Annotated in this window: 24 protein-coding genes; 15 read left to right on the forward strand and 9 right to left on the reverse strand. The window is 42.5% G+C overall.

What is annotated here, in order from left to right; translation table 11 throughout:
- The first annotated feature begins 3 nt into the window (after positions 1-3).
- From F7R58_RS06815 to infC, 6 genes are all read left to right on the forward strand, one after another.
- A complete protein-coding gene (locus F7R58_RS06815; protein ID WP_158064184.1) occupies positions 4-471 on the forward strand; it encodes a nucleoside triphosphate pyrophosphohydrolase family protein in 468 nt (155 codons plus the stop codon).
- A 1-nt stretch (position 472) separates the two neighbouring features.
- Positions 473-1,009: a thioredoxin family protein gene (locus tag F7R58_RS06820; RefSeq protein ID WP_158064185.1), complete on the forward strand. Its 537-nt coding sequence runs from the start codon at positions 473-475 to the stop codon at positions 1,007-1,009.
- Positions 1,010-1,025: 16 nt separating this feature from the next.
- Entirely contained in the window at positions 1,026-1,640 is a 615-nt protein-coding gene (locus F7R58_RS06825) for a DUF4230 domain-containing protein (protein ID WP_158064186.1), read from the forward strand.
- Between the two features lie 67 nt (positions 1,641-1,707).
- On the forward strand, positions 1,708-1,905 hold the full coding sequence (locus F7R58_RS06830; protein WP_158064187.1) for a hypothetical protein: 198 nt from the start codon (positions 1,708-1,710) through the stop codon (positions 1,903-1,905).
- A 131-nt stretch (positions 1,906-2,036) separates the two neighbouring features.
- Positions 2,037-3,974, forward strand: coding sequence for a threonine--tRNA ligase (gene thrS / locus F7R58_RS06835; protein WP_158064188.1), 1,938 nt, complete (start codon positions 2,037-2,039; stop codon positions 3,972-3,974).
- A gap of 86 nt (positions 3,975-4,060) precedes the next feature.
- Entirely contained in the window at positions 4,061-4,579 is a 519-nt protein-coding gene (infC, locus tag F7R58_RS06840) for a translation initiation factor IF-3 (RefSeq protein ID WP_158064189.1), read from the forward strand.
- 512 nt (positions 4,580-5,091) lie between these two features.
- Here infC and F7R58_RS06845 read toward each other — a convergent pair.
- Positions 5,092-6,093, reverse strand: coding sequence for an alpha/beta hydrolase (locus tag F7R58_RS06845; RefSeq protein WP_158064190.1), 1,002 nt, complete (start codon positions 6,091-6,093; stop codon positions 5,092-5,094).
- Between the two features lie 313 nt (positions 6,094-6,406).
- Positions 6,407-7,477: a hypothetical protein gene (locus F7R58_RS06850; RefSeq protein ID WP_158064191.1), complete on the reverse strand. Its 1,071-nt coding sequence runs from the start codon at positions 7,475-7,477 to the stop codon at positions 6,407-6,409.
- A gap of 372 nt (positions 7,478-7,849) precedes the next feature.
- Between F7R58_RS06850 and rpmI the strand changes: the two genes are divergently transcribed.
- From rpmI to F7R58_RS06865, 3 genes are all read left to right on the forward strand, one after another.
- Positions 7,850-8,047 carry a 50S ribosomal protein L35 gene (gene rpmI, locus F7R58_RS06855; RefSeq protein ID WP_158064192.1) on the forward strand — a complete coding sequence of 66 codons (198 nt, stop codon included), beginning with the start codon at positions 7,850-7,852 and terminating at the stop codon, positions 8,045-8,047.
- A gap of 116 nt (positions 8,048-8,163) precedes the next feature.
- The gene (rplT, locus tag F7R58_RS06860) at positions 8,164-8,508 is read left to right on the forward strand and encodes a 50S ribosomal protein L20 (RefSeq protein ID WP_158064193.1); all 345 of its coding nucleotides are present in this window, start codon (positions 8,164-8,166) and stop codon (positions 8,506-8,508) included.
- 77 nt (positions 8,509-8,585) lie between these two features.
- Positions 8,586-9,770 carry a M28 family peptidase gene (locus F7R58_RS06865; protein WP_158064194.1) on the forward strand — a complete coding sequence of 395 codons (1,185 nt, stop codon included), beginning with the start codon at positions 8,586-8,588 and terminating at the stop codon, positions 9,768-9,770.
- 21 nt (positions 9,771-9,791) lie between these two features.
- On the opposite strand, the gene F7R58_RS06870 is transcribed toward F7R58_RS06865, so the two are convergent.
- The 7 genes from F7R58_RS06870 to F7R58_RS06900 all read right to left on the reverse strand — a co-directional run bounded on the left by F7R58_RS06870 (position 9,792) and on the right by F7R58_RS06900 (position 16,109).
- The gene (locus F7R58_RS06870) at positions 9,792-10,904 is read right to left on the reverse strand and encodes a glycosyltransferase family 4 protein (RefSeq protein WP_158064195.1); all 1,113 of its coding nucleotides are present in this window, start codon (positions 10,902-10,904) and stop codon (positions 9,792-9,794) included.
- A complete protein-coding gene (locus F7R58_RS06875) occupies positions 10,901-11,488 on the reverse strand; it encodes a glycosyltransferase family 32 protein (RefSeq protein WP_229723786.1) in 588 nt (195 codons plus the stop codon). Before F7R58_RS06875 ends, F7R58_RS06870 begins: the two co-directional genes overlap by 4 nt.
- Positions 11,489-11,578: 90 nt before the next feature.
- Positions 11,579-12,391, reverse strand: a complete 813-nt coding sequence (locus tag F7R58_RS06880) for a 2,3,4,5-tetrahydropyridine-2,6-dicarboxylate N-succinyltransferase (RefSeq protein ID WP_158064197.1) — start codon at positions 12,389-12,391, stop codon at positions 11,579-11,581.
- Positions 12,392-12,447: 56 nt separating this feature from the next.
- Positions 12,448-12,879 carry a PH domain-containing protein gene (locus tag F7R58_RS06885; protein WP_158064198.1) on the reverse strand — a complete coding sequence of 144 codons (432 nt, stop codon included), beginning with the start codon at positions 12,877-12,879 and terminating at the stop codon, positions 12,448-12,450.
- A 12-nt stretch (positions 12,880-12,891) separates the two neighbouring features.
- Positions 12,892-13,431: a C40 family peptidase gene (locus F7R58_RS06890; protein WP_158064199.1), complete on the reverse strand. Its 540-nt coding sequence runs from the start codon at positions 13,429-13,431 to the stop codon at positions 12,892-12,894.
- 48 nt (positions 13,432-13,479) lie between these two features.
- Complete coding sequence (locus tag F7R58_RS06895) at positions 13,480-14,904, reverse strand: APC family permease (RefSeq protein WP_158064200.1); 1,425 nt, start codon at positions 14,902-14,904, stop codon at positions 13,480-13,482.
- A 98-nt stretch (positions 14,905-15,002) separates the two neighbouring features.
- Positions 15,003-16,109: a M14 family zinc carboxypeptidase gene (locus F7R58_RS06900; protein ID WP_158064201.1), complete on the reverse strand. Its 1,107-nt coding sequence runs from the start codon at positions 16,107-16,109 to the stop codon at positions 15,003-15,005.
- A gap of 352 nt (positions 16,110-16,461) precedes the next feature.
- On the opposite strand from F7R58_RS06900, the gene F7R58_RS06905 reads away from it, so the two are divergent.
- From F7R58_RS06905 to F7R58_RS06930, 6 genes are all read left to right on the forward strand, one after another.
- Complete coding sequence (locus tag F7R58_RS06905; RefSeq protein WP_158064202.1) at positions 16,462-17,553, forward strand: TerC/Alx family metal homeostasis membrane protein; 1,092 nt, start codon at positions 16,462-16,464, stop codon at positions 17,551-17,553.
- A 151-nt stretch (positions 17,554-17,704) separates the two neighbouring features.
- Positions 17,705-18,253, forward strand: coding sequence for a helix-turn-helix transcriptional regulator (locus F7R58_RS06910; protein WP_158064203.1), 549 nt, complete (start codon positions 17,705-17,707; stop codon positions 18,251-18,253).
- Between the two features lie 101 nt (positions 18,254-18,354).
- A complete protein-coding gene (locus F7R58_RS06915) occupies positions 18,355-19,542 on the forward strand; it encodes a homogentisate 1,2-dioxygenase (protein WP_158064204.1) in 1,188 nt (395 codons plus the stop codon).
- Between the two features lie 269 nt (positions 19,543-19,811).
- Positions 19,812-21,089, forward strand: coding sequence for an acetyl-CoA hydrolase/transferase family protein (locus F7R58_RS06920; protein ID WP_158064205.1), 1,278 nt, complete (start codon positions 19,812-19,814; stop codon positions 21,087-21,089).
- Positions 21,090-21,229: 140 nt separating this feature from the next.
- On the forward strand, positions 21,230-22,360 hold the full coding sequence (gene hppD / locus F7R58_RS06925; protein ID WP_158064206.1) for a 4-hydroxyphenylpyruvate dioxygenase: 1,131 nt from the start codon (positions 21,230-21,232) through the stop codon (positions 22,358-22,360).
- Positions 22,361-22,363: 3 nt separating this feature from the next.
- Positions 22,364-22,846 (forward strand): hypothetical protein, encoded by a 483-nt coding sequence (locus tag F7R58_RS06930; protein WP_229723787.1) that lies wholly within the window; start codon positions 22,364-22,366, stop codon positions 22,844-22,846.
- Positions 22,847-22,904: the final 58 nt, after the last annotated feature.

Consider the following 22,904-nt stretch of genomic DNA (forward strand, 5'->3'; position numbering starts at 1 on the left):
TGAATGGATAAAATTGACAGTCTGAATATGGTAGCTGAGTTTCATCAAACGTTTAACGCACCGGTGCTGGACAAACCACAGATTCCTGCAAGAGAGCGGGCAGATTTACGCGTGGCTCTGCTCCAGGAGGAACTGAACGAACTTAAGCAGGCGATTGAAGATAACGATATAGTGGAAGTGGCTGATGCGCTTTGCGACCTGCAATATGTACTTAGTGGCGCGGTTTTGGAATTTGGTCTGGGCGAAAAATTTCCGGAACTCTTTGCCGAGGTGCAGCGCTCAAACATGTCCAAGGCATGTGCAGATGAAACCCAGGCATTGGAAACCGTGGCTTTTTACACAGAGAAAGGGGAAGATAGTTTTTATGAGAAGTCCGGCGATAAGTTTAATGTTTACCGTAAATCGGACAATAAAGTACTGAAAAACGTACACTACTCCCCTGCTGACCTAAAACGAATTTTAGAAAATTAAGATGAAACAGTTTATCACCTCTCTTTTTATAACAGGTGCCGTAATGCTGAACATTCAGGCTTGCCGGGCACAAACCAACCCTAAGTTAAATGTAGAAACCGTTACCGAACGAGACGGCAAAATTCTGCTCGGACCGCAGATGTTAACACAGTTTGACAATGCACCCTATAACGAGTGGTTCGGTAAGGAATATCTGGAATACGCCGTAGATACAAAGTCTCTTGACGAGCTCCGTGCACAGAACTGGGACAATACCAGCATGACTGTTTTCGTGGGAACATGGTGCCCCGACAGTCACAGGGAGTTTCCAAGACTTATTAAGATTCTGAATGAAATTAATTTCCCCAATGAAAAACTGACGATCATTGCCGCCGACAGAAATAAACATACGCCCGGAGGTGAACATGCGACCTATAAGATTGAAAAAGTTCCGACCGTAATTGTAAAAAAAGGTTCTGCAGAACTCGGGAGAATCACCGAATCCCCGATTTCCGGCTGGCTGGAGCGTGACCTGCTGCAGATCATGAAAGGTAAATAGATTAACATTTTTTATATTGAAAAATAATAATATCATTAAAGGGATCCTGATCGGAGCTGCCGCCATGCTGGTGCTCTTTCTCATGTTCCGGCGTTTCAGTACCGTTGTGGAAGAAAAAACCCGCAACGATTACTATATACTGAAAAACCAGATTACAAAGATGAATAAGATGGTGGTTATGGAACAGGATTTCTCCACAATGCAGAAAACCAAGGTAGCCTATGAGGTATTTGGGCGTAAGATGTCGGAAAACCAGATTCTGGCTTTCACCAGGACCAATGCCCAGGTTTCCTATAATCTGAACAAGCTGGTGATGGAAGTCGATTCGGTAAACAGAAAGCTGGTCATCAAAGAAATTCCGCCTGCCGATATCCGCATCACCCCGGTGGTGGAAATACAGGCTATGGACGATTCCTTTTTTAACAGGATTGACGACGTACAGATTAAAAAGGTTACCAAAGCAGCCAAGGACGATGCATACAAACGCGTAGATCAGAACAGGCTTCGCAGCGAGGGCCGGAAACAGCTGATGGATAATCTTAACTCAATATTTGTGCTGGCAAAAGCGCTGGATTACAGCATTGAAGATGAAACCCAAACTCTGGATCTCTCGGATTTTTCAAAGTTATAACTGAAATTTACAGTCAAATCAAAGATTGGCACCGAATTTTCAGCTTTTCAAACTTAAATGTATAACTATGGAAAAAGATAAAAACAACAGCGTATCCAAAGACGGCAAGGCAGATGTTAAGAAGGAAAATCAGGATTACCAGAACGTGCCCGCCTCTTCGGAAAAAGTAGAAAGTGGTGAAAGCATGAAAAAAGAAGTACGGGAGACCTCAAAAACACATAAAGACGGGAAAACCCACAATAATGATGAGCACAGCGGAAGTTAGTTTCCGCTTTTTTTATTTCCGCAGCCTGGCACTGTAAGTCGGCCTGCCTAACTGTATCGAATTTATCTGACTTCGGCAATGCACATGATGCGGATTTTCGTATTTTTGCATCTTAATTTTGTCTAAAGTATATGGTAAAGATCACTCTTCCGGACGGAAGCATCAGAGAATTTGAGAATGCGGTAACACCGCTCGAGGTGGCAAAATCTATTTCGGAAGGTTTGGCCAGAAACACAATTTCCGCGGTGGTGAACGGTACACAGGTTGAAGTTTCAACAACCATCGATGCCGACGCCACGGTTCAGCTTCTAACCTGGAATGATGATCTTGGTAAAAAAGCCTTCTGGCACTCCTCTGCTCACCTGTTGGCGCAGGCCATCCTGGATTATTACCCAAACGCGAAACTTACCATTGGTCCGGCCATTGAAAACGGCTTCTACTACGACGTTGATTTTGGTGATGAAACCCTGAGTGAAAAGGATTTTGAGAAGATTGAGAAAAAAATGCTGGAGAACGCCAAAAAGAACTCCACCTTCAGCCTCTATCCGGTTTCCAAAGCCGACGCGCTGAAGGAATATGCGGACAATCCTTACAAAACAGAACTGATATCCAACCTGGAGGACGGTCAGATTACCTTCTGCAGCCATGACAACTTCACAGACCTTTGCCGTGGCGGTCATTTACCGTCCACCGGAATCGTTAAGGCCGTAAAAGTACTGAACGCCGCCGGAGCTTACTGGAGGGGTGATGAAAAGAATCCTCAACTTACGCGTGTTTACGGAATTTCCTTCCCGAAACAGAAAAACCTTACCGAATATATGGAGAGGCTGGAAGAGGCTAAGCGCCGCGACCACAGGAAACTTGGAAAAGAACTTGGTATTTTTGCTTTTTCTGAAAAAGTAGGTGCCGGCTTGCCGCTGTGGCTTCCAAAAGGTGCCGCACTCCGGAAAAAACTGGAAAATTTCCTTTCCGACGCGCAGAAAAAAGCAGGTTACGAATTTGTAATCTCACCACATATCGGTTCCAAGGAACTTTACGTAACCTCAGGTCACTGGGATAAATACGGCGCCGACAGTTTTCAGCCAATCAAGACGCCCAACGAAGGTGAAGAGTTTATGCTAAAGCCAATGAACTGCCCGCACCATTGCGAAATCTATAAAGTGGGTCAGTGGTCTTATCGTGACCTTCCCAAGCGTTTTGCAGAATTCGGAACCGTGTACCGTTACGAGCAGTCCGGCGAACTTCACGGTCTGACAAGAGTGCGCGGATTTACCCAGGACGATGCCCACCTTTTCTGTACCCCGGAACAGCTGATGAGCGAGTTTGAAGGCGTAATTGACCTTGTACTGTATGTTTTCCGCAACCTTGGTTTCGAAGATTTTGTAACCCAGGTTTCACTCAGGGATCCGGAGAACAGGGAAAAATACATCGGCAGCGATGAAAACTGGGAAAAAGCCGAGCAGGCCATCATTACAGCCGCAAAAAACAAAGGCCTTAAAACCGTTGTAGAATATGGTGAAGCCGCTTTCTACGGTCCGAAACTGGACTTTATGGTGAAGGACGCCCTGGGCAGAAAATGGCAGCTCGGAACCATTCAGGTGGATTATAACCTGCCGGAACGTTTCGACCTGACTTATATCGGAAATGATGGCGAAAAGCACAGACCGGTGATGATTCACCGTGCACCTTTCGGCTCCATGGAACGTTTCATTGCCATATTGCTGGAAAATACGGCGGGCGATTTCCCACTTTGGCTGGCACCCGATCAGTTTATTATTCTTCCGATTTCAGAAAAATATTTAGAATATTCTAAAAAAGTTTCCCATTTGTTGGAAAATCACGATATTAGCGGCTTAATTGACGACCGTAACGAAAAGACCGGAAAAAAGATCCGCGACGCGGAAATCAACAAATATCCGTTTATGCTTATCGTAGGAGAAAATGAGGAACAGTCCGGCACGGTATCTGTAAGAAAGCGTGGCGAAGGTGACCTGGGGACGATGACCACTGAAGAGTTCATCACTTATTTTAAGAAGGCCTCGGCACTCAACGCTGAGTTCGGAGCGTAATTCCGGATATTTGAATAAAGAATAACTTAAAATTTAAAACAATAGCACAGAAATTTAATTACCGAGGTAGAGGCCCACAAAGACGGGTGCAGGAAGATTTGCATCAGATCAACGAAAAAATCCGGGCTCGTGAAGTCCGTTTGGTGGGCGATAACGTGGAACCGGGGGTTTATCCGCTGGCAAAAGCACTGGAAATTGCTAAGGAACAGGAACTGGATCTTGTTGTAATTTCGGACAAGGCAGAACCGTATATCTCGCGGATTCTGGATTACAAGAAATTCCTTTACGAGCAGAAGAAAAAAACCAAGGAACTTAAAGCCAAGCAGGTAAAAGTGGTGGTTAAGGAAATCCGTTTCGGACCACAGACCGACGACCACGATTACGAATTCAAGAAAAAGCACGCCGAGAAGTTTCTGGAAGAAGGTTCCAAGCTGAAAACCTATGTTTTCTTCAAAGGACGTTCTATCATCTTCAAGGATCAGGGAGAAATCCTATTGCTTAAGCTGGCCCAGGAACTGGAGCACGTAGGCAAGGTAGACCAACTGCCCAAGCTTGAAGGCAAGCGTATGATTATGATGATGAGCCCTAAGAAGCCGGCGAAATAAATTGGCTGTTTGCGGTTGGCCTTTGGCTGATTGCTAAAAAATACTAAAGAGACTTGAAGGAGTCTCTTTTTTTGTTTAAATGGATAACAGCACGAAATGAATCGCGGATAAATCTAGTTCTTTAAATAGGACTTTGTTCCAATCTTGTCTGTCAGTACATTATCTTCCGAAAGATAGTCGTTCCCGAATCTTCCAGAAACCTCTGTCAAAAATGTGAATCAATGAAGGAATTCACTGGGAGCGGGTCGCTTAATCTTACTTATCCTTTTCCAGGGAATCAAGGTCTCGTAAAAAAAGAATCCAGGAGGACTGTTCGATATAATCAATCTCCTAATCAGCTCCTGAATCCTTATATAGTAAGTCGTCTATGTTATTAAACGTCTGTGTAAAATTGCTCATTAAAATGTTTGAATAGGTTTCTGTAACCTTTCAAAAGTAGGAAAAAGTTTTGGGGTGGTAAATTATAAATTAAATTGTTTAATTCTTCTTGAGACAGGTTTTGACGCACCGGATTAAGGATTATTTGTGCTGATATTATACTCATTTAGCATCTTTATAAAACCATCATGACTTAGATATTTACTAAAACTATGACTTTCCAAACCAGACACGTCAGTCATGGCAAGCACTGGATAGTGTGGCTTCAGCGCTAAAAAAGCTTTCTTGTTAGACCCCAATAGAGTAGAATTAAAAATCTCGGGCTTATTTAAATATTTATTAAGTGTTTTGTCTGTATTATTTACTGTAATATGCATAGCTTTAATTTGGCGGGAAAATTCTCTATATTTATTTGGATTGCGTGGAACTGTAAAATCGATTTCGCCGACCGCAGGTGCTAAGAATATTGTAGTGATGTTGTTATTATTCTCTAATAACGGCTCTACATTCCATACATCAATTGAGTAAAACTCATTTGTTTCAGTAGCAAATTTTTCATTGTATGGTGGATTACTAAGAGCACTTAATATGACTGATGCACCTCTACTGTGTGATATCAAATAAATCTGTTTATTTGATATCTGGTTTAGCACTTTTCGCAATCCAAATTGTCCCGCCATTTGGCTGTAGCCCACTGCATTAAACCATATCTTGGTACTGCCTAAATTCTTAGCAATTAAACCATCCCAGTGAAACTCAATGAATAAATCTTTAGTTGAATTATTTTGAATGATTTGCTGCAATTTTCTGTAATTATTTTGAGCATCGTTTTCGTCATTATTATATCCATGCACAAGGATAAATATTCTTTCTTTGTTAGCACTAATTTGTTTTATTTTATTCAACACGCTCTCTTCAGTATCGATTAGGGTGGTTCCTAAATTATTACTTGAGGCTCGTAAAGGATAGTATGGTAAGGTTTTCCAGTTCACTGGAAAAAAATCACCATTTTTATCTACAAATATTCTGGCGATATTGGGTGGCACATTTTCATTTGGAATTTCACTTAGTGGTTTATTGTATCTCCAACATGAAGTTAACAAAAATAACAGGATGATCAGTTTTAAAGTTTTCATTTTGAATAGTTTTAGTTATGTTTTAATTTTTCTTTGTAAATGGATTATTATTTAGATTGAATGCAATACCAACAAAAGGGTTTACCCTGTAATATTCCTTATTAAGTTTATCACTGCCCAGGGATGGATCAGTAGCCTGTCCCACAGTGAACTCGGAGCCAGGCCTTAGTTCTTTAATAATAAGTCGTTATTATATTTAAAAGTCTGCGTAAAATAACTCAGTGAAATGGTTGAATAGCTTTCACTCAGTCGCGAAATTCATTTACTCTTTTTTATACTAGGTGTGGATTTATGTGATCGTAAAAAGGCATTCTTATATTTCTTCAATGATTTTCCTAATTTCTCCTAAGGAAATTTCAAGTGGGTGATCATTAATATTTTTATTTAGTACATAAGTATTGAACTTAGAAAAAGCACTAGTACGACCAATACTTCCACTTGCATTAAGTGTTGAATTAACATTACCAAAAATAAAATTATACGCCCCACTACCTTTCAACTCTGCTTTTCCATTAAAACTGGAATCACCTTCGTTGGAAGTTAAAATAACTTCATAATTTGAGTCCACTAGTACTTGTGTGCTATCGTTATATGTTTTAGGAATTTTATTTATTATAGACGCCAGCACTTGTTTTCGCAACACTTTATTTCCATTGAAAATTCCCTCATTTTTCAACGCTTGATATAAGGGTGAATACAATAAACCCTTGATTACAACCAGAGATTTTGTTATTTTTGCAGCTTGCGCTGCAGATGTTTTCATTTCCGCACTATTGACTCCCACAACTACGCCGATCACACCAGCTAGGTAGCCACTACAATCCATGCTATAGTATAAATTATCGTAGCCTTCATTTAGAACAACTAGATGGTTTAGAGAGTTGTAATTTTCGATAGTAGGAGATAAATTATTAAAGAAATTATCAGAAATTGTTCCGGTATTATCTTTTAATTTAAAGCTATGAACTAACACGTTTGATCCAGTACCCGCAAGATGTGCACCTTCTAATGTAATTGGAATATTTTTCCGTATTTCACTTGGTAGATAACCATTATTTTCCATTTTACGGATTTTTTCTTTAAGTTTTGGGGTACATCCACAATCAAACTCGTTGGGATCAAAAAGTTTAAGCAATTCCCTTGTCACATTTATTTTTCGCGGCTCTTCGAGATCAATATCAGTAGGTACAACCGTTTTCGTAAACTGATCTGTAAACTGCTCTAAGGTAAAAACATCTGAATATGATTCTTCAATAATATCAACTTCGTCCGTAATCATAGCGCTATCTCGATAAAAGTCTTCATCATAGGGCAGTGAATCTGCAGTCTCTGTTTTCTTGCATGATACGGATACAAATAAAATGAAAAGCAATAAATTTCTCATGGTTTGTGTTTTTAGGGTTCATAATTATTAGTTAATAACCAAGTTATAAAGTTCTACACTTACAACATACAGGAAAAACACCCTATTTCAGTTGCCAAATGAAACTCAGCAGGTAAACAGAAGGCGTTAGGAACATAACACCTGAAAACTGTTAGAACGCAATTCATTAGTCCGATGGTTTTTGGCGCGGCCTGAGGCCGCGCCAAACATTTCAATTAACAACCCTCCCTAAATATCCCTCCTTATTACCAATACCCTTTCCCATTACAACTAATTGTTGTACTTTTGCATTCTGAAAACTATGCCCTGCCCCGGCAGACATGGGAAACAGACCAAACAGATATTGATAACAAACAGATAAAATTAAGCAAAATGCCAAAATTAAAAACTAAATCAGGTGCTAAGAAGCGTTTTAAGCTTACCGGAACCGGCAAGATTAAAAGAAAAGGTGCTTACAAAAGCCACATTCTGACCAAAAAAGAAACCAAGCAGAAGAGAAATCTTACGCAAACTTCTTACGTGGCCGAGGTGGACAAGAACAGCGTACTTCGCCAATTAGCGTTAAAGTAGTTTTTATAAATCAAAGCGGTTTATAAGAATTCAAAAATTCAACAAATTTAACCCTGAAACGGTGCACCAAAGATCCGCCGCGGCGGACGCCCTTTTCAAAAAAAACATTTTAAATTATGCCAAGATCAGTAAACGCGGTGGCTTCCAGAGCCCGCAGAAAAAAAGTAATGAAGTTGGCCAAAGGTTATTTCGGAAGAAGAAAGAACGTTTGGACTGTAGCTAAGAATGCCGTAGAAAAGGCGATGCAGTATGCATACCGCGGCAGAAAAGAGAAGAAAAGAAACTTCAGAGCACTTTGGATTACCAGAATTAACGCTGGTGCAAGAGAACACGGACTGACTTATTCTCAGTTTATGGGTGCTCTTAAGAAAAACAACATCGAACTGAACAGAAAAGTTTTAGCCGATTTAGCAATGAATCACCCTGAAGCGTTCAAAGCTGTTGTAGATCAAATTAAATAATGTAAAATCTTGTTATCAATATCTGATCCCGAACCCTGTTCGGGATTTTTTTATATTTTTGCCTCACAATTTCATTCATGAAAAAAATTCAGTATCTATTTGTAATTCTGTCCGTTACATGGGCACAGGCCCAGACTTTCATACCCGCTTACGGTGCGCGCGTGAGCCAGGTTTCACAAAGCAACATTAACTCCGGATTACAGGACTTTGTAAGCTTTGGAACCAAAACTACGGGAAGTGCCAATAATGCCAATGCACTGAACTGGCTGAAAAGTAAATATACCTCCTTCGGCTACTCCATTTCCCAGGTTGTGGAAGATCCCTTCACCGTGGGCAGTCTCGCTTCAAAAAATCTGGTGGTCACCAAAACCGGAACCCTTTACCCGAATACCTACGTCCTGGTTATCGCACACTTCGATACCATCAACGGTGTGGGCGCCAATGATAACGGCAGCGGCACCAACGCGCTCCTGGAAATGGCGCGTATCCTGAAAGACGTACCTACGGAATATTCCATCAGGTTCATTCACTTTTCCGGTGAAGAACAGGGCCTGTACGGCAGTCAGCACTACGTAAACAATGTAGTGAACGCTACCAGCCCCAAGATGAACATCAGGCTGGTTTTCAACCTGGATCAGGTAGGCGGCACTGCGGGTCAGACACACAACACGATTTTCTGTGAGCAGGATACCAACAATTCTCCTGTGGGAAACAACGCCTCTTCGGCTTCTGTGACCCAACAGCTTAAGAATTGTGTGGCGTTATACTCGCCTCTGCAAACCAATACCGGCGTGGCTCCGGCGTATTCTTCAGATTATATGCCTTTCCAGAACAACGGCGAAGTGATTACAGGTTTCTACGAAGGTTATGGCAATACTAATCCCTATCCTCATACTTCAGGCGACATTATTTCCAATATGGATCCCGTATTCCTGTTTAATGTAACCAAGGCCGCCCTAGGGGCAGTCCAGCATTTTGCAGTGGCTTCTACCTCACTTTCCGTAGCAGAATCCACTTCCGCGAACGCAGGTTCTGACTGGACCGCCTATCCAAATCCCGCAAAGGACTATTTTGAAATTAAAACTTCAGGTTCAGAATCCGGTAAGATGACCTTTGAACTTACTGATATGACTGGTAAGGCTGTGCTTCAGACAGAGGACACCAAGAAAATAGATGTCACCGCATTACCTACGGGCGTTTATATAGGAAAGCTGCAGACCAAAGGTCAGAGTTCTTCAAAAAAAATAATGATTAAAAGATAAATAAAGAATCCTGAGTCTTGCTCAGGATTTTTTGTTGAGGAGGCTTTCGTAAGCATTTATAAGATCTTCCGCTACACGGCTGTCGGCGAACCTCCCGGCATATTCCCTGCCCTTTTCCGCCCGTCTCTCACGCTCGGCTTCACTGTTCCACAGGAACAGAATCTTGGACTTCAGGTCAGGCACGCTTAGTGGGTCTACATACATGGAGTCCAGACCACCGGCTTCCGGTAGTGAGCTTGTATTGCTGGTTATAGCTGGTGTACCTGAAAAAAGCGCTTCAATCACCGGTATTCCAAAACCTTCGAATAAACTTGGATAAACAAAGATGTCGGCCATTTTATAGAGTTCAGCAAGTTGGGACATATCCAAAACTTCCAGAAACAGGATTTGCTTCTCCATTCTATTTTTCCTGATGAACTTCTCCACTTTTTTATAATAACCCGTTTTACGGCCCACCACCACCAACGGAATTTCAGTGTTCTGAACAGCCGCTACCGTATTAAGCAGGTTCTTCCTGGCCTCGATGGTACCGACACTCAGAATAAAACGTTCTGGCAGCTGATGTTTCCCTCTTAATGAGCTTTGTAAATCTTCATCAGGCTTCGACTTAAAAGCCTCGTGGCAACCCTGATAGACTACTTTGATTTTTTCCGCCGGAATTTTAAGGTAACTGATAATGTCGCGTTTGGTTTGTTCGGAAATCGCGATGACGAGGTCAGCATTTTCTGCCGCTTTTTTAAATTTCCAGAAATGGATCTTACGGTCCGTCCACGAATAATATTTTGGATATCGCAGAAATATAAGGTCATGTATGGTCACTACCTTTTTTATGGCTGAATCAGAGTTCCACTTGAGGGGCAATTCTCCCGAAAGCCCGTGAAAAATTTCCGCGCCGGCCTGCTGAGCTTCCAGACCCATCTTAAGCTGCCTGGAAAGAAAACTCTTTTGCGTCTGCACAACCGAAACTCCCTGTAAAGCGGTGATTTCACTTCCCTTTTCGCTTGGCGCTTTATCCAGAAGAAAATAACTGTTTTCGGGATGATGGGTGGCTAAAATCCGCACAAGGTCGCGGGAGTAATTCCCTAAACCCGACGAATTGTGAAAAAACCGTTTGGCGTCAAAGGCTATTTTCATTCGCCTGAGGGTTTAATGATGTCCTGAGACATCTGCTTTTTCTTCCAGTGTTCTGATTTCCTGCCATAAAGAAAAATCCGGCCGAGTTTATATTTGAATTTCAGGTGACCGTTAAAATCTGTTCCAAGAAGTCGGTGCGGGGTATCAGGATTTTCTGCCAGCACTTCATTAATGGCTTCGGTATAAACAGTGGGTCCAGTCGTCCGGTGAACATCGTTCGGATAACGGTGCGTTTCAATATTATCAACCACTTTCTCTAAGGTTCTCTTCAGAAAAGGATGGTCCCTGGCCGAAATCAGTCCCCACTGACAGTAAAGTCCGGGATTTCCTTCATGGGTGATGATGAACTCATCAGATTCCTGCAGAAACCTGTCGAAAGGAGTTTTCACATAACTGTCAATATCCAGATAAACTCCACCATAACGGTACAGTACCGCATAACGGAAGAAATCGGCTTTGGCGGCTCCAATGGTCAGGCTCTTATAGGCTTTCAGATATCTCGGCGGAAATTCCTCTTCAAAGAAATTAAGGATGCGCCGGTCATCATAAAAATGATAATTCCAGCCCGGATTTTTCTTCCTCATCCGGGAAATATAAAACCGTGTGATCCAGGGAAGATCACCGGTTTTAAAAGTTTGAAAAATATTTTTCGGAATCGGCATAGAAGCTTGCAGTTAAACGGCTACGCTGTTATCCCTTAGAGCGTCATTCAGAGAAGTTTTCTTATCTGTACTTTCCTTTCGCTGACCAATGATGAGCGCGCAGGGAACCTGATATTCGCCTGCAGGATACTGCTTCGTGTAGCTTCCGGGAATCACTACCGAGCGGGCAGGAACTCTTCCCTTAATCTCAACAGGTTCCGTGCCGGTAACATCGATTATTTTTGTTGATGCTGTAAGTACCACATTTGCACCCAGCACAGCTTCTTTTTCAACATGAACGCCCTCAACCACAATACAGCGGGAACCGATAAAACAGTCGTCTTCAATGATCACCGGCGCAGCCTGAAGCGGCTCCAGCACACCACCGATGCCCACGCCACCACTCAGGTGAACATTTTTCCCAATCTGTGCGCAGCTGCCCACTGTAGCCCAGGTATCCACCATGGTTCCCGAATCTACATACGCGCCTATATTAACATAAGAAGGCATCATAATTACGCCGCTGGCTACAAAACTGCCGTGTCTGGCAATGGCATGAGGTACCACGCGCACACCCTTTTCAGCATAATTGGTCTTCAGCGGGATTTTATCGTGAAACTCGAAAGGTCCTACCTCAATGGTTTCCATTTTCTGGATGGGAAAGTACATCACTACTGCCTTTTTCACCCATTCGTTCACCGTCCAGCCAGTGGCTGTAGGTTCAGCTACACGCAGCGTACCTGAGTCAAGCTGTGAAACGACCTCGTGGATGGCCGCTTTACTTTCATCTTTTTCCAGCAACTCCCTGTTCGCCCAAATCTCTTCTATCGTCTGTTGTAGTGACATATCTTCGTTTATTAATTATTGCTGCAAAAATACAAATTGAATCTGCATTATTGAATTTAAAGCGCAAGTTTTGAGAAGATGTTCCTCTTTGGTTTACGGATGATTTCAATATTTGGATTGCTTGCGAGCAGTTCCTTCATAAATTCTTCAGTACGCACCGGCGAAATTATGATGCTGTCGAATTTGTTGTAGAAAATCTCCAGCCTGTCCAGTGATCCGGCCGGTGAACTTAAAGGATTGTTGGTTTCCCTAATCTTCCGGATGGCGGAAACCGGAATCTCGGTGCGGCTAAAATGGGATGTGTGAACGGTCAGATTGTCAGGGCTAACCGAATATCTTATTCCCGACAGGATAAAGCCAATGAACAGCGATACAGCCGCAAGTATGACTACAATACCCCATTCCGCAACATCCCAGATAATAAATCCGAACATAATAATGAGGAAAATAATGAGTTCCATTCCGTATTTAGTTCTGTAGCTTTTCATTCTCTGACCTTTTTAAAAAACCCTGCGGGCAAAGAGGTACGCCTGATTCCAGTATTTCTCATTCAGTGAAGAAATAATAACCCCTTTTGACGTGGAAGAATGGATGAAGTTGATCTCGCCGTCACTCAGGATACGGTGCACAATTCCTACGTGAGAAATTCGGCTACCACCTGATGTAGCAAAAAATAAGAGGTCGCCGGGCTGTACCATAGAAATATCAACCTCCTTTCCCTCTTTCCCCTGATCTTCGGAACGTCTTGGCAGTTTCATCTGATTTTCGTCAAAGACCTTACATACCAAACCCGAACAGTCAAAGCCAGTTGAAGTGTTTCCGGCATATTTATATGGAGCTCCTAAATATTTTTCCGCATCCTTAAGAAGTTCAGTGGTCTCTTTGGTCATCTTTCCGTTGTATTTTGATACAAGTGAACGCAGTTCGGGAGATTTTGCGACCGGTTTAACATAAGGATCAGGCCTCTTCACAGGTTTTTTAGCCGTACCACAGGAGATGATTATGGTGAGCGCCATAAGCAAGGACAATATCTGCTTCATTATTCTTCAGTTTTCAGCTCAAAAATAGAAAATTTGAACTGAAAACTTTTAATATAACTGTTCGGTTTCCTTTTTTCCCCTGTTGATATACCAGTACACGGGAAGTCCAATCAGGATGAGCAGGAAGCCTGGCCAGGTATATTGCGGTTTATAAATTATAAGCAATAGACAGAACAACGTACCGATAAGGAGGTAAACCAAAGGTGTCACCGGGTACAGCCATGTTCTGTACGGCCGCTCGAGATCAGGTTGTTTGAATCTAAGCCAGATCACCCCAAAAACGGTAATCATATAAAAGAGTACGATTACAAAAGAAATCATATCCAGCAAATCTCCGTACTGTCCGGAAAGTGCCAACACAGAAGCCCAGACTCCCTGCATCCACAGTGACTTTGCGGGTACGTCGAAGCGGTTGTTTTCTATTGCACTTTTAAAGAACAGACCATCTCTGGCCATTGTCTGGTAAACTCGCGCGCCGGCCAGAACAAGTCCGTTGATACATCCAAAAGTGGAGATCATCACCAATACCGCCATGATTACAGTTCCTACATTTCCAAATATGACTTCAGAGGCGGCAACGGCAGGACGGTTTTTATCAGCAAAAGCAATCCCATCGCGGTCCAGTGCATTCAAATAAACGAAATTGACGAGCATATAGAGCACCATCACCGAAACGGTACCCAAAACCATGGACCTAACTACATTCTTTTTTGGATTTTCCATTTCGCCGGACATAAAAGTCACGTTTTCCCAGGCTACGGAGCTGAAAACAGATCCCACCATGGCCGCGGCGATACCGCCCATCAAAGCCATGCCTCCAATTTCTGTCCATCCGGTTGGAAGCAGGTTGTTACCTACTTCTGTACCTAAATCCTGAAATGCCGCCCAGCCGAAATTCATATTTTCTGTCCACTGAGAATCTTTTATCAGTAAAAATCCGAAGATAATAAGTCCCAGAAGGGCTAAGATTTTGGAACCTGTAAAGACATTCTGCAGCAACTTTCCGTTTTTCACCCCACGCGTATTAATATAGGTGAGGAGAATGATGATGATAATGGCCAGGATCTGAACCCAGGTTATCTTAAATCCACCGTTTTGAAAAATAGGTTCAGAATCATTGAGCCACGGCACGAGGTAGGCCGTGAACTTGCCGAACGCCATGGCCACCGCCGCAATGGTTCCTGTCTGGATAACTGTAAAAAGGCCCCAACCGTATAGAAATCCCGGCATCTTACCAAAGATCCTTGAAATATAGGTGTACTGACCCCCGGCTTTGGGATAAATGGCGGAAAGTTCACCATAGGACAGAGCTGCGGCTACCGTCATTACCCCGGTGATGACCCATACCGCGATCAGCCAGTATCCTGAGCCCAGATTACGCATCATGTCCGAACTTACGATAAATATACCGCTGCCAATCATGGAGCCCATTACAAGCATGATGCCGTCCCACAGTTTCAGTTTTTTCTTCATTTGGTTTCCAATGTTTACTAAGGTAAATATAGAATTAAATGAAACCCGCAGGCAGATTTTCTAAAAACTTATATGAAAAATTTTCTGCAGAAAGCATTTTACAGAATTTCAAACTGAACTTCCTCCTCAACTTTCGGGTAGACAGTGGATGAAAGAAACTTTTTTCCGGTACAGTCAATCTCCTTCCAGCCTTTGCGGTCATTACAGTCACCAACGGCTGCTACAACCGGCATAAATGAAATTTCCCGGTCACCACTCCGGTAAACTTCCCGGTATTGGACGGCAATATCAAGAACGCAGTCGAATTTGGTATTAAGACGGACATTCCTGTAAATAACATCATAATGTGTTTCGCGGTTTTCGGGAATTTCGAAATAAGATTCATACCCAGATTCGTCGCCCTTCAGTCCGGCAATGGCATGCAGGGCCTCATAGAGTGCGGCGGCATAGTACTTCCTGCTGACCATCCGCAGGGGATCATTGGGATAATAACCTCCTTCAAATAAAATGGTAGGTATTCCTGCCTTACTGAAGTTATCTCCCACTGATGTAGGGTAAAACTCATCAGTATACCGGCCGATTCCCGAGGGTAGTTCAGCTTTCAGCGTACTATAGACCGCCGATATAACGGCCATAGACTTGCGGCGCACCGTTGTAACCTCTCTTTCGGCGCTCACTGAAGGAGAGAGGAAGGAAAGTGTGGCAGGATGGACCCCGTCAGTAGTAAAAATGGTCCTCTGTTCATGGAGATTTAGCGCAAAACCGTAATTGCCCGTTAGAGCAATATGCTTTAAAAGAGGCAATTCCACAGTTTCTAGCTTCAGGAAGTCTCGGTTAAGGTCTAAATCCAGTGCGTTCCGCCTTTCCCATGTTTCGGAGCCATCGGGATTAAGCATAAAGATGAAATCCAGTGTGATATTATCAAAGATATTGCTGTGGAGTAGGGGATGTTGTTTAATGGTTTCCAGCAGGTCGAGCATGGCGTGGGTGGAGTTGCTTTCGTTGCCATGCATCTGCGACCAGGCAAGGACCTTCACAGGACCACTACCAATTGTTGTCATATATATTGGCTTACCAAGGGTGGATTTTCCTATTTCAGCAGTGTAATCGCTGAGGTTTGCCTGCAGATATTTTTCCAGGCTGGAGGGCGGAATATAACGGTTAGGAAAATCAGGATTTATCCGGTAAGCATCTAGAAATTTCATTCAATCAAAAATTTACAATTCTCAAAAATAACTATTTTAAGGTGGAATTATGAGCTTTACAATTGTAAATCCATTAAACACCACCTATTGACAGTTTGTCTGTTGGTAAAAATGTTAATTGAATAATTAATAATACAATATCGTAATAAGCTACATTTCAGATACTTATTAGATTTATATAAATAGTAACTATAGGTGTTGTTTAAGTACATTAATAGCGTATTTCAATGGTTAATGAGTAAAAATATCAAACATGTAAATTGTGGAAAACTTGTGTTTTATTCATGTTTATACAATTGTAAATTATACACAGATTCAGTTTTTCGCTATATTTGAGCCCTTAAATAACTATATGAGTAACGAAACTTTATTCCTTGCGGGATTTCTGGTATTTATCCTGATTATCCTGGCGATTGACCTGAGCCTGGGCCGAAAATCCGGCGGTGTGGTAACCATGAAAAAAGCCGGTTTGATGAGCTTTTTTGTGGTAGCCCTATCAATGTGTTTCTATTTTGTTCTGATTACATACGGTCATCTGCTGCACGGTATAGACAGTATGGAGAAACTTCAGTCTGTGATCAGCCGGCACAGCCATCCCGTGAAGGTAATTCCCCAGGATCTGGATCATTCTATTAAACTTTATAACCAGAATCTGGGCCTTGAATATCTCACAGGTTATATTGTGGAGTATGCGCTTTCTGTTGATAATATATTTGTAATCATACTCATATTCACCGCATTTGGTGTTTCACCAAAAAACTATCACCGAGTACTCTTCTGGGGTATCCTGGGAGCTATTGTAATGCGTTTCATATTCATATTTGTAGGCGCGGCACTTATCGCTAAATTCAGCTGGATAATGTACGTATTCGGAGCCTTTCTGATCATTACCGGTGTCAAGATGTTCCTGGAGAAAGATAAGGACGAACAGATGGATACGCAGAACCACCCTATCGTTAAGTTCGCTAACCGTTATTTTAAAGTTCATAACCAGTTCGCGGGAAACCGTTTTTGGGTTACAATAGACGGCGTCCGTAAGATGACTCCCCTCTTCATCGTATTGCTCATTGTAGAAGCAACCGATTTGATATTTGCGGTGGACAGTATACCGGCTATATTTTCTGTTACTAAAGACCCTTATATTGTTTTCTTTTCAAACATTTTTGCCATTATCGGACTCCGTTCCATGTTCTTCCTGCTGGCTGGTATCCTGGATAAATTCAGATTCCTTAAAATCGGTCTTGCAGCACTTCTGACCTTTATCGGACTTAAGATGATTTTCCACAGCTATCTGGAAGTTTGGGGCTTTGAGACCTCCCATTCCCTGCTTATAATCGTTTCCATCCTTGCTTTAAGTATTGGCGCTTCATTACTCTTCCCGGAGAAGAAGAAGGAAAGAAAACTAAAATATGACCCGGAACATGATGATCATCAGAGGCACTAATTTACATTTATAATTCCTTAATATACTGAAAGCCAACCGATATAAGGTTGGCTTTACTTTTGTAATCCAGAACGCAAAACTCTTGTTTACAATTGTATTTTATATTTGTAACAATTATTATTTACATTTGTAATTGTAAATAGAGTTGTTTATGAATGAACTGAACGAGAGAATTTCGAAAATTATTGAGTATTCGGGTTATACTGCTTCAGAGTTTGCTGAAACGGTTGACGTGCAGCGCTCATCCATTTCACATATTACAGCCGGACGGAATAAGCCCTCCCTTGATTTTTTGGTAAAGGTCAAAGACCGTTTTCCTGAATTGGAGTGGGACTGGATTATTAAAGGTGAAGGCGAAATGCTCCGTCAACTTGAAAGTGCAGTAGCTTCGGAGGCAGATACTAAACCACGCACCACTTCCCTACCGGATCTCTTTAATATGATCGAAGGTGAATACCTAGGATCAACAGAAAGTGAAGATACGATTTTGGCCGCACCCGTTACAGGTTCAATTTTGCAGAGCGCCTCAGAATCGCAGATTCCTGACCAAAGTTCAACCGCGTCTGTTTTAAACGATTCTCAGCGATTAGCGCAGAACGAAGCACAGCAATTTCCGGAAAATACTGGTACTGAGCAGGATAAGGTAAAACGTATCGTCCTCTTTTATGAAAGCGGGAAATTTGAAAGTTTTGAACCCTGACGGCTGCTCCGAAGTGCATATGTTTGACAGCACTCAACAACAATGCTGCAGATTCATATGATGAATAATTTGTAAATTTACGGAAACCAAAAAAAGCAGCAATGAGATATATTCAGTCCGGCAATATACCATCCAAGAGACATACGGTCTTTAAATCCGGTGAAGGGAAATTCTATTACGAGCAACTCTTCGGAACCGAAGGTTTTCATGGGATTTCTTCTTTATTATATCATATCCACAGACCCACTCAGATCAAGAGCATCGGTACTCCAATAGATGTAACCCCAAAAATTGCGGTACAGAAAAATGTGACGCCGCGGATGTTCAAGGGTATGAATGTAACCCCGGAAGATGATTTTCTGGAAAGCCGGAAAATCCTGATGCTGAATAACGACCTTAAGATGGGTCTTTCCAAGCCGCGTAAATCGACTGACTATTTTTATAAAAATGCTGAATGTGACGAGATGCTGTATGTTCACAATGGTACAGGTGTATTGAAAACATTCATAGGAAATATAAATTTTGAGACCGGCGATTATCTGATCATACCGCGGGGAACCATTTATCAGGTAGAACTGCAGTCTGAAGATACAGTATTTATGGTTGTTGAAAGCCACTCTCCTATTTACACTCCCAAAAGATACCGCAACGAGTTTGGTCAGCTGCTGGAACATTCTCCCTTCTGCGAACGTGATATCGTTGCGCCCACCTTTGTACCACCGACCGATCAGAAAGGTGAATTCCTGATCAAAGTAAAAAAAGAAAACCAAATCTGGGATTTCATATACGCCACGCACCCATTTGATGTCGTAGGTTGGGACGGTTATTTTTATCCTTATAAATTTAACATTAAAAACTTCGAACCCATTACTGGCAGAGTTCATCTTCCACCGCCGATTCACCAGAATTTTGAAGCGCATAATTTTGTGGTCTGCTCATTTGTGGCCAGGATGTATGACTACCATCCGCTGGCAGTACCTGCGCCCTACAACCACTCGAATATCGATTCGGACGAGGTGCTCTTTTACACTGAAGGCGACTTTATGAGCCGTAACCATATTGATCTGATGGATTTTACGCTTCACCCCGGTGGAGTAGTTCACGGACCGCATCCGGGTGCGATGGAGAGGAGCATTGGCAAAAAATTCACTGAAGAATATGCCGTGATGGTGGATCCATTCCGACCTTTACAGCTTACTGAAGAGGCTCTGAAAGTAGAAGACCCTTCCTATCTGACCTCATGGCTGGAGACGGAGGAAAATCATCTGGAAGACCGAAGCCAGGAATAACAGTACAGAAGGCCATCTGAAAGGATTTGGCCTTTTTTATTTCATGCTTTAATCTCTCTAACAGTGATTTACGCTGTAGTGGTGTGAACATCAGCTGGATATCTCATAGATCTTTGTGGAGGGAAACTTATTACAGAAAATGGTAGGTTTAGCATCATTTATTAACTGTAAAACTTTAAAAAATTACTGAAAAACTGAGTTTACTCATTTCTCCTTTGAAGTGAAAAGGGTAAATTTGAGAAATATTCACAGCAACATAACTTTATTGTATGGTTCAATATGTAAGCGCTGAAGAAGCGGTGTCACTCATCAAAAGCGGTGACAGGATTTTCTCGCACGGAAGTGCATGTACCCCCAATCTTCTTATCGATGAACTGGCCAGACAGTCTCCCAGGCTCAGGGATGTGGAATTTGTGTCCATTACTCAACAGGGAAAAGTGGAAATTGCAAAACCGGAGTATAAAGACAGTTTTTATATCAATTCACTCTTTGTGTCAACCCCTGTACGTCAAGCAGTAAATTCCGATCAGGGGGATTTTGTACCCGTTTTCCTCAGCGAAATACCCATCCTATTCAAGAATGGTCATCTTCCTATTGATGTAGCTATGGTAACAGTGTCCCCACCGGACCAGCATGGATACTGCACTTTGGGAACTTCAGTTGATGTGGCCAGAAGCGCTGTGGATACGGCCAAAACGATCATTGCGCAGGTTAATCCGCGCATGCCGCGTACACATGGCGACGGTATGATACACTTCAGCAAAATACATAAGATGGTTTTGCATGAAGAGGAACTGCTGACCGTAGATTATGGTGCGAAAGTTGGCAATGAGGAACTGCTGATCGGTAAGAATGTAGCTGAATTAATAGACGACCGTTCCACACTGCAGATGGGAATCGGAACCATTCCTGATGCTGTTTTAAAATGTCTGCACAATCATAAGGACCTAGGCGTGCACACGGAGATGATCAGTGACGGAATTGTAGATCTGGTGGCCAATGATGTCATCAATAATAAATACAAAGGAACCCACCTGAACAGGACGATTACCAGTTTCGCTTTCGGGACCCGTAAACTTTACGATTATATAGACGATAATCCTTCTTTCGCCTTCATGGATGTGGAACATGTGAACTACCCCATCAACATTATGAAGAACAAAAAAATGGTGGCCATCAACTCCGCTATTGAAATTGACCTCACCGGCCAGGTTTGTGCAGATTCAATTGGGACCTATCAGTTCAGCGGCATCGGCGGGCAAATGGATTTTATGCGGGGTGCAGCACTGTCGCCGGGAGGTAAACCTATCATCGCCATATCTTCCCGTACAAAAAAAGGGGTCCCGAGGATTGTTCCTTACCTGAAACAGGGAGCCGGTGTAGTTACCACAAGAGGACATATCCATTATGTGGTAACGGAATTCGGAACCGCTTATCTATACGGCAAGAGCCTGAGGCAGCGCGCGAAGGCATTAATTGAGATTTCCCATCCCGATGACCGGGAAATGCTTGAACGTGCTACATTTGAAAGATTTAAATGTCTTTAAAGATAATAAGAGGTCCCGTTTCGTGCGGGACTTCTGCATTTATTAGGCTTACTTTTTAAACCTTACGCATCACTTTAAAAAACTGTAATTTTTGTAGCGTTTTAAAATTTCGTAAATTGGCATTTCAAAAATCAGAAAACATGTCAACACTTACTTTTGCGGAGAAAATAGCGCAGGCAGAGAATTTCCTGCCCATTAACGGAACCGATTATATTGAATTTTATGTAGGAAATGCGAAGCAGGCAGCACATTTCTATAAAACAGCCTTCGGTTTTCAGTCGGTTGCTTATGCAGGTCCTGAAACCGGTGTCCGGGACAGAGCTTCTTACGTAATACAACAGGGAAAGATCCGTTTGGTGCTTACTTCCGGCCTTAGTTCTGAATCTCCGATTTGCGAACATCAGAAAAAACACGGCGACGGAGTTAAGGTACTTGCCCTTTGGGTAGATGACGCTTATTCAGCATTCGAAGAAACTACAAAAAGAGGCGCCAAACCTTATATGGAACCCCAAACTTTGACAGATGAATTCGGTGAGGTACGGATGTCCGGAATTTATACGTACGGCGAAACCGTTCATATGTTTGTAGAGCGCAAGAATTACACAGGCGCGTTCATGCCGGGTTATCAGAAATGGGAAAGTGTATATAATCCTTCTGAAGTAGGTCTGCTTTATGTGGATCACTGTGTGGGCAATGTGGACTGGAACCGTATGATCCCAACTGTGGAATGGTATGAGAAGGTGATGGGCTTTGTGAACATCCTTAGTTTTGATGACAAGCAAATCAACACTGAATATTCCGCACTTATGTCCAAGGTGATGAGTAACGGAAACGGTTTTGCCAAATTCCCTATCAATGAGCCGGCAGAAGGTAAAAGAAAGTCTCAGGTTGAGGAGTACCTTGATTTTTATGAAGGCGAAGGCGTACAGCATATTGCCGTGGCTACCAAAGATATCATTCACACGGTTACTGAGCTTAAGGCGCGCGGGATTGAATTTTTACCTGCACCACCAGATGCTTATTATGATATGGTACCGGAAAGAGTGGGCAAGATAGACGAGGACATCAAAAAACTGTCGGAATTAGGTATCCTTATTGACTGTGATGAGGAAGGTTATCTGCTTCAGATTTTCACTAAACCGGTAGAAGACCGCCCTACCCTGTTCTTTGAGATCATTGAGAGGCATGGAGCCCAAAGTTTTGGTGCCGGTAACTTTAAAGCCTTATTTGAAGCACTGGAGAAAGAGCAGGAAAGAAGAGGAAATCTTTAATTTATGTCAAAAAATAAAACTTCAGGTTTGTTGAGGCTGTTTGTGGTGATGGCAGTGCTTTTTACAGTATCTGTGCAGGCTCAGTTTGCCACCATGAATAAAATTCTGGACCGCACTGCCGAACGCCGGCAGGCCAATAAAGACCTGAGCAAAATCACGCTGGATGGTAAAAAGTTTTTACTGATCAGGGATTTTCCGGATCATACGGAACGCAATTTCATTTCAGTGAACGGCGACCAACTCACCTTTGTAGAAGTTTTTGATGACAAACAAACCGGTCAGTCCTCATCCAATGTATTCTCAGGCGATGTGGTACGTACCCGTCACAACATGATTTCACTGCGGGCAGATAAGCTTGAAGGTGAAAGAATTGGACTCCCGCTCACGAAGACACTGCAGTTGGTGGTTCGTGACAAAACTCTGTACCTTAAGGATATCCATACCGGAGATTACTGGACAGAAGAGAGCCCTGCTAAACAGAAATAACTAATTTAAAAACAAAGGTTCCGAAGAATGAAGAAATTTATTTCAGGAACCTTTTCTT

The organism is Chryseobacterium sp. (assembly GCF_008831505.1).
Lineage (GTDB): Bacteria > Bacteroidota > Bacteroidia > Flavobacteriales > Weeksellaceae > Marnyiella.